At 68.6% G+C, this 15,021-nt stretch carries 14 protein-coding genes and 2 pseudogenes; 5 read left to right on the top strand and 11 right to left on the bottom strand.

Annotated features, from left to right (window positions below):
* Window positions 1-101: 101 nt before the first annotated feature.
* Window positions 102-956: a helix-turn-helix transcriptional regulator gene (locus BJF87_RS05135; RefSeq protein ID WP_075862757.1), complete on the bottom strand. Its 855-nt coding sequence runs from the start codon at window positions 954-956 to the stop codon at window positions 102-104.
* Window positions 957-1,041: 85 nt separating this feature from the next.
* Here BJF87_RS05135 and BJF87_RS05140 point away from each other — a divergent pair, with 85 nt between their 5' ends.
* Complete coding sequence (locus BJF87_RS05140) at window positions 1,042-1,836, top strand: SDR family NAD(P)-dependent oxidoreductase (RefSeq protein ID WP_075862758.1); 795 nt, start codon at window positions 1,042-1,044, stop codon at window positions 1,834-1,836.
* On the opposite strand, the gene BJF87_RS05145 is transcribed toward BJF87_RS05140, so the two are convergent.
* Genes BJF87_RS05145 through BJF87_RS05160 form a run of 4 tightly spaced genes read right to left on the bottom strand, consistent with a single transcriptional unit; the run spans window position 1,833 to window position 3,570 of the window.
* Window positions 1,833-2,264, bottom strand: a complete 432-nt coding sequence (locus BJF87_RS05145) for a molybdenum cofactor biosynthesis protein MoaE (protein WP_075862759.1) — start codon at window positions 2,262-2,264, stop codon at window positions 1,833-1,835. The genes BJF87_RS05140 and BJF87_RS05145 overlap by 4 nt on opposite strands.
* A 37-nt stretch (window positions 2,265-2,301) precedes the next feature.
* Window positions 2,302-2,805 (bottom strand): molybdenum cofactor biosynthesis protein B, encoded by a 504-nt coding sequence (locus BJF87_RS05150; RefSeq protein WP_075862760.1) that lies wholly within the window; start codon window positions 2,803-2,805, stop codon window positions 2,302-2,304.
* Window positions 2,798-3,334 carry a cyclic pyranopterin monophosphate synthase MoaC gene (gene moaC, locus BJF87_RS05155; RefSeq protein WP_075862761.1) on the bottom strand — a complete coding sequence of 179 codons (537 nt, stop codon included), beginning with the start codon at window positions 3,332-3,334 and terminating at the stop codon, window positions 2,798-2,800. Before moaC ends, BJF87_RS05150 begins: the two co-directional genes overlap by 8 nt.
* A gap of 5 nt (window positions 3,335-3,339) precedes the next feature.
* Entirely contained in the window at window positions 3,340-3,570 is a 231-nt protein-coding gene (locus BJF87_RS05160) for a hypothetical protein (protein ID WP_006360636.1), read from the bottom strand.
* An 88-nt stretch (window positions 3,571-3,658) separates the two neighbouring features.
* On the opposite strand from BJF87_RS05160, the gene BJF87_RS05165 reads away from it, so the two are divergent.
* Together BJF87_RS05165 and BJF87_RS05170 are read left to right on the top strand one after the other, a co-directional pair.
* Window positions 3,659-5,857, top strand: a complete 2,199-nt coding sequence (locus tag BJF87_RS05165; RefSeq protein WP_075862762.1) for a protein kinase domain-containing protein — start codon at window positions 3,659-3,661, stop codon at window positions 5,855-5,857.
* Between the two features lie 141 nt (window positions 5,858-5,998).
* Window positions 5,999-8,367 (top strand): annotated as a pseudogene (locus tag BJF87_RS05170) (protein kinase).
* A gap of 24 nt (window positions 8,368-8,391) precedes the next feature.
* On the opposite strand, the gene BJF87_RS05175 reads toward BJF87_RS05170, so the two are convergent.
* A complete protein-coding gene (locus BJF87_RS05175; RefSeq protein WP_035753140.1) occupies window positions 8,392-9,153 on the bottom strand; it encodes an IclR family transcriptional regulator in 762 nt (253 codons plus the stop codon).
* A gap of 150 nt (window positions 9,154-9,303) precedes the next feature.
* Here BJF87_RS05175 and BJF87_RS05180 point away from each other — a divergent pair, with 150 nt between their 5' ends.
* Together BJF87_RS05180 and BJF87_RS05185 are read left to right on the top strand one after the other, a co-directional pair.
* Window positions 9,304-10,578 (top strand): DUF6986 family protein, encoded by a 1,275-nt coding sequence (locus tag BJF87_RS05180; RefSeq protein ID WP_035753142.1) that lies wholly within the window; start codon window positions 9,304-9,306, stop codon window positions 10,576-10,578.
* Between the two features lie 56 nt (window positions 10,579-10,634).
* A complete protein-coding gene (locus BJF87_RS05185) occupies window positions 10,635-11,447 on the top strand; it encodes a bifunctional allantoicase/(S)-ureidoglycine aminohydrolase (protein WP_035753387.1) in 813 nt (270 codons plus the stop codon).
* A 168-nt stretch (window positions 11,448-11,615) separates the two neighbouring features.
* Here BJF87_RS05185 and BJF87_RS05190 read toward each other — a convergent pair whose 3' ends face one another.
* The 5 genes and pseudogenes from BJF87_RS05190 to BJF87_RS05210 form a co-directional block, all read right to left on the bottom strand.
* Window positions 11,616-11,906 carry a type II toxin-antitoxin system RelE/ParE family toxin gene (locus BJF87_RS05190; protein WP_006360630.1) on the bottom strand — a complete coding sequence of 97 codons (291 nt, stop codon included), beginning with the start codon at window positions 11,904-11,906 and terminating at the stop codon, window positions 11,616-11,618.
* The gene (locus BJF87_RS05195; RefSeq protein WP_035753144.1) at window positions 11,903-12,178 is read right to left on the bottom strand and encodes a type II toxin-antitoxin system Phd/YefM family antitoxin; all 276 of its coding nucleotides are present in this window, start codon (window positions 12,176-12,178) and stop codon (window positions 11,903-11,905) included. The genes BJF87_RS05190 and BJF87_RS05195 overlap by 4 nt, the downstream gene beginning before the upstream one ends.
* 228 nt (window positions 12,179-12,406) lie before the next feature.
* Window positions 12,407-12,576 (bottom strand): annotated as a pseudogene (locus BJF87_RS05200) (type II toxin-antitoxin system Phd/YefM family antitoxin); the annotation flags it as partial.
* Window positions 12,577-12,655: 79 nt separating this feature from the next.
* Window positions 12,656-13,378: an aspartate/glutamate racemase family protein gene (locus tag BJF87_RS05205; protein WP_035753146.1), complete on the bottom strand. Its 723-nt coding sequence runs from the start codon at window positions 13,376-13,378 to the stop codon at window positions 12,656-12,658.
* A 20-nt stretch (window positions 13,379-13,398) separates the two neighbouring features.
* Complete coding sequence (locus tag BJF87_RS05210) at window positions 13,399-14,952, bottom strand: NCS1 family nucleobase:cation symporter-1 (protein WP_035753147.1); 1,554 nt, start codon at window positions 14,950-14,952, stop codon at window positions 13,399-13,401.
* Between the last annotated feature and the right edge of the window lie 69 nt (window positions 14,953-15,021).

The raw sequence follows: 15,021 nt of genomic DNA on the forward strand, positions 1-15,021 counted from the left end.
CCCTTACCTGTAGCAGCTCGGACACAATCCGCAGCGCACAGAGGGACCCAGACGAAGGGCCCCGCACGATGACTGATCCGTGCGGGGCCCTTTTCCAATTCTCAGCTGGTTTCCGACAACCCCGCAGCGTCGGATCCCAGAATCTGCAGTAGAGCGAGTGCCTCGGCGTCCGCCGAACCCGCCGGCGCACTGTAGAGAACCAGGTGCTGGTCCCGTTCGGCGAGCTCCAGCGAATCGCAGTCGACCGTGATCTTCCCGACGACCGGATGCTGCAGACTCTTCCGGAGCGTCGGCGCGGCCGCGACGTCGTGCTGGTCCCACAGCCGCGCGAACTGTTCGCTGCCCGCCCGGAGGTCCTCGACGAGACCGACGACCGCCGGGTCCGACGGATAGCGGGTCGACGCGAGCCGCAACCTGGCGACGACGTGATGCCGGAACTCCGCGCCGTCGGAGATTCCGTACAGCGCTGCCGATGCGCCGTCCCCGAGGAACGCGCGACGCGCGAGATTCCGTTCGTCCGGGCCGAGTTCGGCGAAATCCTCCATGAGCGCGGCGGCCAGGTCGTTCCACGCGAGAACCTCGAAGATCGCCGACATCACGAATCCCGCGGTCTGCGGCATGCGGTCCAGCAGTGCGACGATGCTCGGACGCACATCACGCCGGTGGAGGGCGGTCCGGGGTGGGGCTGTCCCGGCGAGCATGTGCAGGTGATCGGACTCCTCATCGGTGAGCAGCAGCGCACCGGCGATGCCGACGAGTACCTCCGCCGACGGCCGGGGCGCGCGGCCCTGCTCGAGCCGCACGTAGTACTCGGTCGAGATGTGCGCGAGCACCGCGACCTCCTCCCGCCTGAGCCCGGGAGTCCGACGCCGGGTACCGGCCGGCAGACCGACGTCCTCCGGCTGCAAACGCTCACGTCGACTCCGCAGAAACGAGGCGAGTCCGTGCTTGTCCATACGTCGAGTGTGCGTGCAATCGGCCGGCGGAGAGTAGTACAGCCTGTGCCTGAATGAGCTCGGCGGCCGCAGCAACGCTGGGGTCATGACCCACAACACCGACACCCGGTCCACCCCGTCCACCGGCCTGCTCACCGGCAAGGTCATCTTCATCAGCGGCGCCAGCCGCGGGATCGGCGCGGCTGCCGCGCATCTTTTCGCCGATGAAGGCGCCTCGGTCGTGCTCTGCGCACGCGGCGTCGACGCCCTCGATCGAATCGTCGACGACATCCGGCAGACGGGCGGCACCGCTCACGCGGTCGCCCTCGACCTGGCCGACGATGCGAGTGTGCACGCCGCGGTCGCCCGCGCCGGGGAGCTCCACGGCCGCCTCGACGGCGCGTTCAACAACGGCGCCGTCGTCCAGGAGGAACCCGGTCCGCTGCAGAACACCACGGAAACCGACATCGAGCGGCAGTTCACGGTGAACTTCCGCGCGCACTGGATCGCGATGAACGCCCAGGCGGCGCTGATGCGGCGCAACGGCGGCGGCGCGATCGTGAACACCTCGAGCATCGGGGCACGACGCGCCAACCCCGACCTTCCCGCCTACGGCGCGATGAAGCGCGCGCTGAACAGCATCACCGAGACCGCGGCCGTCAGCTGGGCCCGCGACGGTATCCGCGTCAACGGACTCACGCCCGGCGGCACCGCCACCGAGATGATCGACGAGTGGGAGGCGGCCAGCCCGGGCGTCACCCGATGGATCAGCGACACCACCCCGCTCGGCCGGATGGCCGCTCCGCGGGAGATCGCCGAGGTGGCCGCATTCCTGCTCAGCGACCGCGCCTCGTTCGTCACCGGCGCGATCGTGCCCGTCGACGGTGGCGCCGGGGCCTAAGCCGAGTTGATCCACTCCTCGGTGCCGTCGTCGTAGTACTGGTGCTTCCAGACCGGCAGGCGCGCCTTCACCTCGTCGACGAGCCGCGCGCACGTCTCGAAGGCCGCGCGACGATGGTCGGCGGCGACGGCGACCACGAAGGCGACATCACCGATCTCGAGCTCTCCGACGCGATGCGAGACGGCGACCGCGCGGACTCCGTCGACCGCCGACACCTCTTCGACGACCTCGGCGAGCACCTTCGGCGCCGTCGGATGGGCGGAGTAGTCCAGTTCGGCGACGGTCCGGCCGCCGTCGTGATCGCGGACCGCCCCGGCGAAACCGACGATCGCGCCGGCCTTGCCGTCCGAGGCGTCGGCGACCATCGCCTCGTGGTCGGCGAGCCCGATGGGCTTATCCGACACCGCGGTGTGTACGACTACGGTCATTCGTCGATCCTGTCTTGTCGCGGTGATCGGGGGACGATCAGTGATCCCCGCCGCGGATCTGATCGAGGGCGTGGTGCACGACGCCGGAGAGGACGCTCAGGCCGTCCCGCACGCCGCCGGTCGAGCCGGGCAGGTTGACCACCAGTGTGGTCCCGGCGACGCCGGCGAGGCCACGCGAGAGCACGGCGGTCGGCACGTCGGGCAGTCCGGCGGAGCGGATGGCGTCGGCCAGGCCGGGGATCTCGACGTCGAGCAGCGGCCGCGTCTCCTCGGGCGTGCGGTCGGTGGGTGACAGACCCGTTCCGCCGGTGGTGAGCACCAGGTCGACGCCGGCGTACACAGCGGCGCGGATCGCGGCGCCCACCGGTGGACCGTCGGCCACCACATCGCGTTCGGCGACGCGGAAACCCTGCTCGGCGAGCCAGTCCTCGATGATCGGGCCGGTGCGGTCGGGATAGACCCCGGTGCTCGCCCGCGTCGAGGCCACGACGATCTGCGCGACGCGTTGCCGCGCGGGGTCGGGCGAGGGGTTCTCAGCCATCGGCGGGGTCGTCCCGCAGCCAATCGCCGGATTTGCCGCCGGTCTTCTCGAGCAGACGGATGCCGTCCATGTGCGCACGCTTGTCCACGGCCTTGACCATGTCGTGCAGCGTCAGCCCGGCGACGGCGACCGCGGTCAGTGCCTCCATCTCGACGCCCGTCTGGCCGGAGGTGGCTACGGTCGCGGTCACGTCGATGGAGTCGGTGCCGATGGTGAAGTCGACCTCCACCGACGACAACGCCAGCTGATGGCACAGCGGGATCAACTCATCGGTGCGCTTGGCCGCCATGATCCCGGCGATCCGGGCGGTCGCCAGCACATCGCCTTTGGGCAGCTTCGACTCACTGAGGAGACCGATCACCTCGGCCGTGGTGTGAAAGGTGCCGCCGGCGATCGCACGACGCTTCGTCGGCGCCTTGTGCCCGACGTCGACCATGCGCGCCGTGCCGCTGCTGTCGATGTGCGACAGGCGGCCGGCACCTTCCCTCGGAGATACCGACCCGCCGCTGTTGGTTCCGGTGGTCGGCATCGGCGTCAGCGGTTGACGACCGTCTTCGACTGCACGAACGGCAGGTCGTCGACCGGGAGCGGGAACTGGGTGTCACCGAACGGGGACAGCGCACCCGAGATGTGCGTCGCGAGCTCGGAGACCGCGTGGTCGGGATGGTTGCCGTCCTCGTCCTTCGGCCAGCCGTTGTCGACGTAGTGCTTCTTGTCGGCTTTGTCACCACTGTTGTTTGCCACGGGAGCATTGTGCCACGCCATTCGAATGAAAGAAGTGCGGTGTCCGGGCATGGCGGCCGGACCGGGGCTATCGTCGTCGCATCACAGGTCACGCCACCAGGAGGCGCTGATGGCCCACCACCCGGAAGAGGTCGCCGGCTACCGCGTGATCAGCCGCCTGGGCACGGGCGGCATGGGCACGGTCTACCTGGTGGAGAACCGGCCACTCCGACGCCGCGAGGCACTGAAGGTCATCTCGGTCGCCGAGACCGTCGACGAGGATTTCGTCCGCCGGTTCAGCCGGGAGGCACAGACCGCGGCATCCCTCGACCACCCGAACATCGTCACGATTTATCACTACGGCGTCACCGACGACGACCCGTGGTTCACCATGGCCTACCTCGACGGACGCGACCTGCGGAGCAGCTCGTTCCGGCCGGACGAGATCCTGACGATCGTCGACCGCGTCGCCGACGCCCTCGACTACGCGCACGCCCACGGCGTCGTGCACCGCGACATCAAGCCGGGCAACATCCTCGTCACCCGGCGGGCGATGGACGACGCTCTCGACCGGGTCGTGGTCCTCGACTTCGGGATCGCGAAACTGGCCACCGCCACCACGCTCACCGCACCGTCGTCGTTCGTGGGCACGCTGGTCTACGCCGCGCCGGAGATCCTCGACGGCAAACCGGCCGGTCCGGCGTCAGATCAGTACGCGCTCGCCTGCACCGCCTACGAGCTGTTGTCCGGCACGACGCCGTTCGAGGCCGACACCCAGACCCGGCACATCGTCGCGAAGCTGACGTCACCGCCGGAGCGGATCAGCCGGTACCGGCCCGACCTCGCCGCACTCGATCCCGTCTTCGACCGCGCCCTGGCCCGCGGGCCGCTGGACCGCTACCCCACGTGCACCGACTTCGCCGTGGAACTGCGGCGGGCACTCACCGCGGCCGGAGCCGGCACCGCGGCGACGCAGATCGTCCCACCGCCCTCCGGTCCGGAGACCCTGCCACCGGAGTCCCAGCAGCGGCGGCCGTATCCCGGTCCGCCGCCGCCTCTGTACGCGCAGGGCCCGCCGCCGGATACGCATCACCTCTCCGCACCGGGCTTCACTCCCCCGCTGCCCGCCCACTCCGCACCCACCCGGGCCGCGACGCCGGGCCGCCGACGCCGCCTGCCGTTGCTCGCCGGCGCGATCGGCGTGGTCGCGCTGCTGGCGGTGGTCGCGGCCGTCGTCCTGCTCACCCGCGGCGACGACAAAGGCGGCGACGGTGGTTCGAGCCCGCAGGCAGCCGCAACCGAGGAGATGCGACTCAGTGCCGGTCTCGGTGCCTCCTGTTCGATCCGGGACGGCACCGCCTGGTGCTGGGGTGACAACCAGGCCGGACAACTCGGCGACGGCACCACGACAAACCGCTGGACACCCACCCGCGTCGCCGACCTCACCGGCGTCACCTCGATCACCACCGGCGGCCCCAACACCTGCGCCATCGCCGAGAGCGTCGCCTACTGCTGGGGCAACAACGACTACGGACAGATCGGCGACGGCACGACGACCAGCCGCTGGAAGCCGGCCCGGGTGGCCGACCTCGCCGACGTCACCGCGATCTCCACCGCGAACTGGGCCACGTGCGCCATCGCGGCCGGAACCGCCTACTGTTGGGGCACAAACGATTTCGATCAGCTGGGCGATGGATCGACGGCCAACCAGTACCGTCCGGTGCGCGTCGCCGGGCTGGCGGACGTGACCTCGATCAGCGTCGGCGTCAACTTCGCGTGTGCGGTCGCCGGCGGCGACGCGTACTGCTGGGGACTCAACGACAACGGGCAGGTCGGTGACGGCACCACCTACAACCAGTCCAAGCCCACCCGCGTGGCCGACCTCGACGCCGCGACCTCGGTGTCGGCGGGCGATCAGGCTGCCTGCGCCGTCGCCGGCGGCAGCGCGTATTGCTGGGGCAACAACGCTTTCGGGCAACTCGGTGACGGCACCAAGGACTCCCGCACCTCCGCGACGCTCGTGTCCGGCGTCGACGACGTGACCGCGATCAGCACCGGAACCGGGCACACCACCTGCGCGATCGCCGGCGGCGTCGGCTGGTGCTGGGGCGCCAACGCCTGGGGGTCGGTCGGAGACGGCACCCTGGAGGACCGCCCGAATCCCACGCGGCTCAACGGGTTGTCCGATGTCACCGCGATCTCGACGGGCGAACGGACGACGTGCGCACTCGCGTCGTCGAACGTCTGGTGCTGGGGCTTCAACGCGACCGGTCAGCTCGGCATCGGCACCACCGACGACAAGCTCACACCCACGCAGATCGGGTACTAGACATGGCCGTCATCGGATCGGCAGTCATCCGGTTGAAGGGTGCCCCGCACCAACGCCGCTTGGGTATCGTCCCAGCGTACGTCCGCCAGGAGTCCGAGTTCTCCCCGTAAGTGATTCTCACCGTAAGAAAGAGGTGTCGCCGTGCCACTGAGTCCGGGCACCCACATCGCCGGCTACCGCGTGATCTCCCAGCTGGGTGCCGGTGGCATGGGCGAGGTGTATCTCGTCGAGAACCTGCAACTCGAACGGCGAGAGGCGTTGAAGGTCATCTCGACCGCCGTCAGCGCCCAGCCCGGGTTCAACCAGCGCTTCACCAACGAGGCGAAGACCACCGCGAAACTCGACCACCGCAGCATCATCACGATCCACCAGTACGGCATCGAGGACGGTTCGCCGTGGTTCTCGATGAGCTACGTGGAGGGCAAGGACCTCACCGAGGAGCGCCTGAAGCCGGCCGAGGTCTCGACGGTCGTCACCCAGGTCGCCGACGCCCTCGACTACGCGCACCGTCATCAGGTGGTGCACCGGGACATCAAGCCCGCCAACATCCTCGTCACCCGCGACCCCGCCTCCGGCACGATCGACCGTGCCTGGTGCTCGACTTCGGCATCGCGAAACTCGCCGGCTCGGCCAACCTGACCGGCACCCACTCGTTCATCGGGACCGTCGCGTTCTCCGCACCGGAAACCCTCGAAGGTGCCGACGCCACAGCACGTTCCGACCAGTACTCGCTGGCGTGCACAGCCTATGCACTGCTCGCCGGACAACCGCCGTTCGTCGGGCAGTCCGAACCGTCGGTGATGCTCGGCCACATCCAGCGGCCGGTCCCCCACATCGGCCAGTTGCGCGGCGACCTCGCGCACCTCGACCCGGTCTTCCAGCGCGCACTCGCCAAGGACCCGGCGGCCCGCTACCCCGACTGCCGCAGCTTCGCCGCCGCCCTGAAGTCGGCGATCGAATCGCCGTCGGCACAGGGCAACACGATCGCGGCCGCACCGGTTCCCCCACCCACGCTCGTCGGCGGCAGCACCGGCGCACCGTCGGCACCGCAACCGCCGTACGGCCGGCCCTACGGGCAGTACACCCCGCCGCCGCAGCCGACGATGACCGGACCGTCCGGCCCACAGCCGCTGATGAACCACCCCTCGGGGCCCGGCGCGACCGCGAACATCTCCGGGCCGCAACCGCTTTACAGCTCACAGCCGCACGGCGCGATGCCACACGCGCCGGCCGGCCATCCGGGCGCAACGGGTACACCGCCGAAGAAGAAGCGCACCGGCCTGATCATCGCCGGCGTCCTGGGCGCCGTGCTGATCGTCGTCATCGGTGCGATCACCGGGCTGGTCCTCCTGAGCAGCACCGCCGACGATCCCGAAAAGGCCACCGTCGCACAACCGTTGGTCAGCACCAACTTCGGCACCAGCTGCGCGATCGTCAACGAGGCCGTGAACTGCTGGGGTGACAACACGACCGGCCAGCTCGGCGACGGGACGACCACTCCGCACAGTCGTCCGGCCACGGTCGGCGGTGTCACCGACGCGACGTCGGTCTCCGTCGGCGGCTACCTCACCGGTGAGAACAAGTACGTCGGCACGGCGTGCGCGGTCGCCGCCGGCGAGGCGTGGTGCTGGGGCAACAACCACTACGGCGAGGTCGGCAACGGCTCCGACGGCAACACCGTCGAGACCGCGACCAAGGTCGGCACCCTCTCCGACGTCAAGGCGATCACCACCGGCTGGGGCACCAGCTGCGCGGTCGCCGGGACCGACGCCTACTGCTGGGGCAACAACGAATACGGACAGCTGGGCACCGGCGGCACCGAGGCCGTCTCGGTCCCCGCCAAGGTCCCGGGCCTCGGAGTCGTCACCGAGATCACCACCGCCTACGGCACCACCTGCGCGGTGTCCGACGGTTCGGCGTTCTGCTGGGGCAACAACGACAGCGGCCAGATCGGCGACGGCAGCACCACCGAACGGTCGGCGCCGGTGAAGGTCGGCGGGCTGGGCGAGGTCACCGACATCTCCCTCGGCGGCTACCACGAGTCGGCCCCCGACGACGACAACGACCCGAGCACCAACACCAGCACGTACTTCCAGACGGCCTGCGCGATCGCCGGCGGAGACGCGTACTGCTGGGGCGCCAACGCCTACGGCCAGATCGGCAACGGCACCGCCGAACCGCGCAAGACACCCACCAAGGTGAACGACATCTCCAAGGCCTCGGCCATCTCCACCGACTGGGGGACCACCTGTGCGGTCGCCGACGGAAAGGCCTGGTGCTGGGGCGACAACGACCGCAGCCAGCTCGGCTCCAGCGGCGGCTCGGTGAAGATCCCCCGCGAGGTCAGCAGCCTGACCGACGTCACCTCGATCTCGACCGGCAACGGCACGTCGTGCGCGATGGCTTCCGGGTCGGTCTGGTGCTGGGGCTTCAACAACGACGGCCAGATCGGTGACGGCTCGAGCGGCGACTCGGCCAATCGCACGACGCCGACGAAGCTCACCATCTGACACCACCGCGCGATTCTGCGTCGGCTACGACTCCTTCGCGCCGACGAGGGCTTCGGAGATGGTCTCGGCCGCTGCTCGCAGGGCGCCGACCGCCCGCGTACGCAGGTCCTCGTCGAACCGGGCGACCGGCCCCGAGATGCCGACCGCCATGGGCGTCGGCGCACCGGGCACCGCGACGGCCATACCGCAGACCCCGACCTCGTACTCCTGTTCGTCGGTGGCGACACCCTCTGCGCGCACCTGTTCGACGGCCGCGAAGACGCCGGACAGCGAGGTGACGCTCCACTCGGTGGCGGGCGTGAGGCCGGCCTGGGTGACGTGCTTGAGGATTCGCGCGTCGTCGAGTTCGGCGAGGACCGCCTTGCCGACCGCGGTGTTGTGCATCGTCACCCGACGCCCGACCTCGTTGTTGGTGCGCATGCTGTGTGGCGACGGGACCTGCGCCACGTAGATGACCATGTCGCCGTCGAGCACGGCGAGACTCGCGGTTTCACTCAGTCCGGCGACGAGCGAGCCGAGTACGGGCGCGGCCACCGCGCCGAGTTGCCGGTTGGCCACCTCGCCGAGTCGGATGAGGCGCGGGCCCAGCGCATATGACCGGTTCGGCAGTTGCCGGACGTATCCGATGCCCACGAGAGTGCGCAGCAACCGGTGGATGGTCGGCGGCGGCAGCGGCGACTCCGACGACAGATGGCTCAGGGAGCACTCACCACCGGCGCGTCCGATGAGTTCGAGCAGCTCGAAAGCCCGCTCGACCGACTGGACACCACCCGAGTTCCCCGCCATTGCCACCTCCACAGTTCGGCGCAAGATTACGTTCCATGATGTGAAACCGCAATCGGAGTCCATGCCCACCTGCGACTGGCGACGTGGACTATTTAAGGTAAACTCCACTCTGCGGAATTATTTTTCCATCAGATCGACGGAGGACTCCTCATGAGCGTGCAGCCCGGCCGCCTCGGTGCGGCCTTCCTGGCCGAGGTCGAGGCAGCCCTCGCCCCGGCGGACGCCCTCCTGTCCGAGAGGTACCCCGGTGACGACGGCAGCCGGCAGCCGGTCCACACCGTCTACGTCCCCGCCGACCGGTATTCCGCGGACCTCGCCCGGGAGTGGGGCCGCACGGCGCTGGAGACGGCCGCCGAACACGGTGGCCTCGACGCGATCGCCCGCGCGACCGTCGCCCGAACCGATTCGACCGCAACCGAACTCGCGACTCTCGTCGAGGCGAAGCTGCGCACCGAGCCCATCGAGGATCTGCGCGTCGACTTCGAGGACGGTTACGGCGTCCGCGCCGACGACGAGGAGGACGCAGCCGTGGCGGCTGCCGTCGCCGCGATCCGCGACTCCGGCGACAGCTCGCCGCCGTTCCTCGGTATCCGCTTCAAGTGCTTCGAGGCCGATGTGCGAGCTCGTGGCCTGCGCACCCTCGACCTGTTCGTCTCCGGACTCGCCGACACCGGCGACCTCCCGGCCGGCCTGACGCTGACACTGCCGAAGGTGACCTCGACCGATCAGGTGGCCGCGATGGTCACCGTCGCCCGCGAGCTCGAGCGCGTCCATGGACTGCCGGACGGACGGATCGGGTTCGAGATCCAGGTGGAGACCCCGCAATCGGTGATGGGCATCGACGGTTCGGCGCCGGTCGCGAAGATGATCCACGCCGGCGAGGGTCGAGTGACCGCGCTGCACTACGGAACCTACGACTACTCCGCGTCCCTCGGCATCGCCGCCGCCTACCAGTCGATGGAACATCCGGCCGCCGATCACGCGAAGGCCGTGATGCAGCTGGCCGCAGCCGGCACCGGTGTGCGCCTGTCGGACGGATCGACCAACATCCTCCCGGTCGGCGACCGCGAGGCCGTCGAAGCCGGTTGGGCATTGCACTCGCGACTGGTCCGCCGCCACCTCGAACGCGGTTTCTATCAGGGCTGGGATCTCCACCCCGCCCAGCTGGTGACCCGCTTCCTGGCCACGTACGCCTTCTACCGTGACGGATTCGATTCCGCCGCAGAGCGTCTGCGCAACTACGCCCACCAGATCACGTCGTCGGTGCTCGACGAACCCGCGACCGCCCGCGCCCTCGCCGGCTTCATCCGCCGCGGTGAGGTGTGCGGCGCGCTGACCGTCGACGAGGTGGAGACCGCAACCGATCTGCCCATCGCGAAGGTGCGTGAACTCGCACTCCACCGGCCGCCAGCACCGAGTAACTGAGCCGAGACCAACAGCCCGACATGACCATTGACCCATCCATCGAGAAGGACACCCCGATGACCGCGTCGCCGTACCACACCCCCGCGGGCGGACTCCCGCCGCAGACCGATCTGCTCTCCGACCGCGCAGTGGTCACCGAGGCCTACACCGTGATCCCGCGCGGCGTGCTCCGCGACATCGTCACCTCGGTCTTCCCCGAGTGGACCGGCACCCGCGCGTGGGTGCTCAACAGCCCGGTACCCGGTGGCGCGCAGACCTTCTCGCAGTCGATCGTCGAGGTCGCGCCGGGCGGCGGATCGGAGGCACCGGAGCCGCAGCCGGAGGTCGAAGGATTCCTCTTCGTCACCGCGGGCACGCTGACCGTCTCCGTCGACGGCGTGGAACACACACTGACAGAGGGCGGGTTCGCCTTCCTGCCCGCGGGCACCGCATGGTCGGCGCACAACCGCAGCGACGCCACCACGACCTTCCACTGGATCCGCAAGCGCTATCAGCCGATCGCGGGCCACGCCCCGGCCCCGAAGTTCGGCAACGAGCGCGACATCGAACCCTCCCCGATGCCCGACACCGACGCGTGGAGCACCACCCGGATGCTCGACCCGCAGGATCTCGCGTACGACATGCACGTCAACGTCGTCACCTTCAAGCCCGGCGGCTCGATTCCCTTCGCCGAGACCCACGTGATGGAGCACGGCCTGTACGTCCTCGAGGGCAAGGCCGTCTACCGGCTCAACGAGGACTGGGTCGAGGTCCAGGCCGGCGACTACATGTCGCTGCGCGCCTTCTGCCCGCAGGCCTGCTACGCCGGCGGGCCGTCGAACTTCCGCTACCTGCTCTACAAGGACGTGAATCGGCAGATCGTGCTCTGAGTCAGGCGATTGAAGAACAATGAGGCGCCCCGGTGTGGGTCGACGGCCAGATCGTCGCGGTGGGCGAGGTCACGGTAGTCGCGCTCGGTGTCGAGGGCCTGGCGAGCGTGTTCCCGGGGTCGTTCACGACGTTCTCCCCTTCGTTTAGGTATGCAGCGCCACAGTCAGTCAGGTGCGATATGCGTGGGCACGGTGGTCGATTCTGACGACGACGATGGTGTGGTTGGGGTCGTCGATGCGCAGCAGGACCCGGTAGTCACCGCGGCGGGCGCTGTGGAGGCCTCCGAGGTCGTCGCGCAGCGGTTTGCTGAGCCGGTGCGGGTTCTCGGCGAGGGGTCCGGAGATGAACTCGATGACGGCGTGGACGATCCGGGATGGAAGGCGTTGAAGGTCGCGGCGAGCTGGGGATGCGACCTCGACCCGGTAGGGGGCGGGCGAGTCTGTCGGAGCGTCGTTCATTTCGGCGGCAGGCCGTGTTCGGCGCGCAGGTCGTCGATGGAGACGGTGTGGCCGGCGGCGTACTCGGCGTCGGCGGTGGCGACGTCGTCGCGGAGACCGGCACGTGAGAGCCAGTAGATCGTCTCGTGCAACGATTCGAGGTCGTCGGCCGACATCAGCACCGCGGCGGGTTTGCCGTGCTTGGTGATCGTGATGATGTCGTGCGTGGTCTCGGCGCTGTCGATGAGCGCGGAGAGCTTGTCCTTGGCCTCGCCGAGTGGCACTGTAGTCATGGTTACAGTGTAGCCGCGATACTGGCCTTCCATTAGCCAGACTTTTAGCCGGGCGGTGCGGCGTGTGGCTGGCGGCGAGCGGCGGCCGCCGCGCCCACCTGTGACAACAACAGTTCGCGGCGCATCGGTCCGAACTCATGCGCATGAGGGATCTCACCGACGAACCCCACTTCGTGGTCGTCAGGATCGGCGGTTTGGACCGACACCGTTATCGAGCTCCCGTAGAGGATGTCGAGAGCGTTGGATCGTCTCGCGCAGCGATTCGAGGTCGTCGGCCGACATCAGCACTGCGGCCGGTTTGCCGTGCTTGCTGATCGTGATGATGTCGTGGGTGGTCTCGGCGCTGTCGATGAGCGCTGAGAACTTGTCCCTGCTTCGCCGAGTGGCTGTGTCGTCATGGCTACAGATGGCTTGTCTCGAGAGACAACGACAGCGCCCGGTTTCGGCCACCGGGGCGCTGTCGTGTTCAGATGTCCGTCAGATCTTGAACGGCCACCCCGTGACCTTCTTCTCCCGCGGCTTCGCGTAGGTCCGGACCTTCGACGTCGAGAGTCCCATCCGGACAAGCCCTTCGGCGATCGTGACGGCCGAGCGCACACCGTCGACGATCGGGACGCCGGTCGCGGCGCGGACCTGCTCCTCGAGCTCGGCCATGCCGCCGCAGCCGAGGCAGATCACCTCGGCCTTGTCGTCGGCGACCGCCTGCCTTGACTGTTCGACGATCGCCTCGACCGCCCGCACGGGATCCGACTCGAGTTCCAGCACACCGAGTCCCGACGCCCGGACCGACGCACATCGCGCATCGAGGCCGGCGAGCTTGAGCCTGTCCTCGATCAGCGGGACCGTGCGGTCCAGCGTCGTCACGACCGAGAACCGGTGTCCCAGATACATCGCCGTCGACGCCGCAGCCTCGGTGATGTCGACGACCGGGACCTCGAGGAGTTCTTGCAGACCTTCCCGACCGTGTTCGCCGTACCCGGCCTGGATGACGGCGTCGTACGGCTCGGGGTAGGCGAGGATCGCGTCCATCACCGCGATCGCCGCGAGATAGGACTCGAAGTTGCCCTCGCACGAGTCGGCGCCGAATCGCGGTGTGATGCCGACGATCTCAGTACCCGGTGAAGCGACCGAACGAGCCGAGGCGGCGATCGCCTCGGTCATCGACTCGGTCGTGTTGACGTTGGCGACGAGAATGCGCATCGGGATCTACCTCCTGGCGATCAGTGGGTGCTGGCGACGGAGATCGGCTCGCCCGACACCTCGGCGAACGGTCCGCGACGGTCGGCGACCAGCAGGTAGACGACCGCGCCGAGACCGGCACCGATGAACCAGGAGAACTCCGAGACCACTTCGAAGGCCGGAACGAAAGCCATCACCAGGGCGAAGGCTGCCGTCGGGACCAGCGCGACGATGGCCCGCAGGTTCACGCCGTTCCGGTAATGGTAGGCGGCGTCGGGCGCTTCGGAGAACAACGCGGGCACGTCGATCCGCGAACGGCGGACGAGCCAGTAGTCGGCCATGACGATGCCGAACAGCGGTCCGAGCAGCGCACCCAGCCCGCCGAGGAAGTAGTTGATCACCGCAGGCGAGTTGTAGAGATTCCACGGCAGGATGACCAGCCCGATGATGGCGGTCACGAGCGCCGCGCGGCGGAAGTCCAGGTAGCGCGGGAACAGGTTGGACAGTGCGTAGATCGGCGCGACGAAGTTGGCCATCAGGTTCACCGCGACCGTGAGGATCAGCAGCGCCAGGCAGGCCAGCACCAGCAGGAAGGTGTTGGGCACGGTCTGGACGATGTCCGACGGCGACTCGATGACCCGGCCGTCGATCCGGAACTGCGCGCCGGCCAGCACGACCACGATGCCGCCGAAGAGCAGCATGTTGAGCGGGATGCCCCAGAAGTTGCCGCGCACGATGGCTTTTCGCGATTCCGCGTTGCGGGTGAAGTCACAGAAGTTCAGGACGAAGGTGCCGTAGATGGCGACCCACAGGCTCGCGCCGCCGATGATCTGCAGCCACATGTCCACGCCGGTCAGCGAGTCGGGAGTGGTCCACGCGATGGTCCAGTCCGCGTTGCTGAGCATCCAGATGGCCAGCGCCACCATCGTGAACAGGATGACCGGGCCGGCGAAGGCCTCGTACCGACGGATCATCTCCATGCCGTAGCTGACGATGATCACCTGGATGACCCACAGCGAGACGAAGGAGATCCAGCCCAGGGTCGAGAGGCCGAGGAAGCGGTTGGCGTCCAGGTCCTCCGCGCCGGGGAACAGCGCGACCAGCATGATCCGGAGGACGACCGACGCGAGGTAGGTCTGGATGCCGAACCACGCGATCGCCACGCCACCGCGGATGAGGGCGGGGATCTGCGCGCCGCGGATGCCGAACGAGATGCGACTCATCACCGGGAACGGGACACCCGTCTTCTCGCCCATGAAGCCGGACAGGTTGAGCAGCAGGAAGAGGAAGACACCGCCGAGCACCAGCGCCGTCAGGATCTGCCAGCCGCCCAACCCGAGGGCGAAGAGTCCGATGGCGAAGGCGTAGTTGCCCAGGCTGTGGACGTCGTTGGCCCACAGCGTGAAGATGTTGTAGCTCTTCCAGCGACGACCTTCGCGGCTCGTGGGCGCCAGGTCGTCGTTGTACAGCTTGGGACTCAATCCGGCCGGGACGGTTCCGGTCACGCCGTGGCTCTCCTCGCCGGCGGACACGCCGATCGTGGACGTCATCGGCGTCGCCTCGTCACGTTGGATCGTGGGCGGTTCAGTGCTCATCTCTGCACTTTCGTCGGACGGTCATCGATGACCGCGCTCCTACACTCGTGGAACTTCCGTGATGTGGAA

The organism is Gordonia sp. CNJ-863, from assembly GCF_001942325.1.
Classification (GTDB): domain Bacteria; phylum Actinomycetota; class Actinomycetes; order Mycobacteriales; family Mycobacteriaceae; genus Gordonia; species Gordonia alkanivorans.

Excerpts from the sequence above, each read along its gene's own strand:
- BJF87_RS05165 (WP_075862762.1), top strand. The coding sequence starts at position 3,659 with ATGGCCCACCACCCGGAAGAGGTCGCCGGCTACCGCGTGATCAGCCGC.
- BJF87_RS05195 (WP_035753144.1), bottom strand. The coding sequence starts at position 12,178 with ATGACTACAGTGCCACTCGGCGAGGCCAAGGACAAGCTCTCCGCGCTC.
- BJF87_RS05175 (WP_035753140.1), bottom strand. The coding sequence starts at position 9,153 with ATGGCGGGGAACTCGGGTGGTGTCCAGTCGGTCGAGCGGGCTTTCGAG.
- BJF87_RS05190 (WP_006360630.1), bottom strand. The coding sequence starts at position 11,906 with ATGAACGACGCTCCGACAGACTCGCCCGCCCCCTACCGGGTCGAGGTC.
- BJF87_RS05185 (WP_035753387.1), top strand. The coding sequence starts at position 10,635 with ATGACCGCGTCGCCGTACCACACCCCCGCGGGCGGACTCCCGCCGCAG.
- BJF87_RS05205 (WP_035753146.1), bottom strand. The coding sequence starts at position 13,378 with ATGCGCATTCTCGTCGCCAACGTCAACACGACCGAGTCGATGACCGAG.
- BJF87_RS05160 (WP_006360636.1), bottom strand. The coding sequence starts at position 3,570 with ATGGCGTGGCACAATGCTCCCGTGGCAAACAACAGTGGTGACAAAGCC.
- moaC (WP_075862761.1), bottom strand. The coding sequence starts at position 3,334 with ATGCCGACCACCGGAACCAACAGCGGCGGGTCGGTATCTCCGAGGGAA.
- BJF87_RS05135 (WP_075862757.1), bottom strand. The coding sequence starts at position 956 with ATGGACAAGCACGGACTCGCCTCGTTTCTGCGGAGTCGACGTGAGCGT.
- BJF87_RS05150 (WP_075862760.1), bottom strand. The coding sequence starts at position 2,805 with ATGGCTGAGAACCCCTCGCCCGACCCCGCGCGGCAACGCGTCGCGCAG.
- BJF87_RS05140 (WP_075862758.1), top strand. The coding sequence starts at position 1,042 with ATGACCCACAACACCGACACCCGGTCCACCCCGTCCACCGGCCTGCTC.
- BJF87_RS05210 (WP_035753147.1), bottom strand. The coding sequence starts at position 14,952 with ATGAGCACTGAACCGCCCACGATCCAACGTGACGAGGCGACGCCGATG.
- BJF87_RS05180 (WP_035753142.1), top strand. The coding sequence starts at position 9,304 with ATGAGCGTGCAGCCCGGCCGCCTCGGTGCGGCCTTCCTGGCCGAGGTC.
- BJF87_RS05145 (WP_075862759.1), bottom strand. The coding sequence starts at position 2,264 with ATGACCGTAGTCGTACACACCGCGGTGTCGGATAAGCCCATCGGGCTC.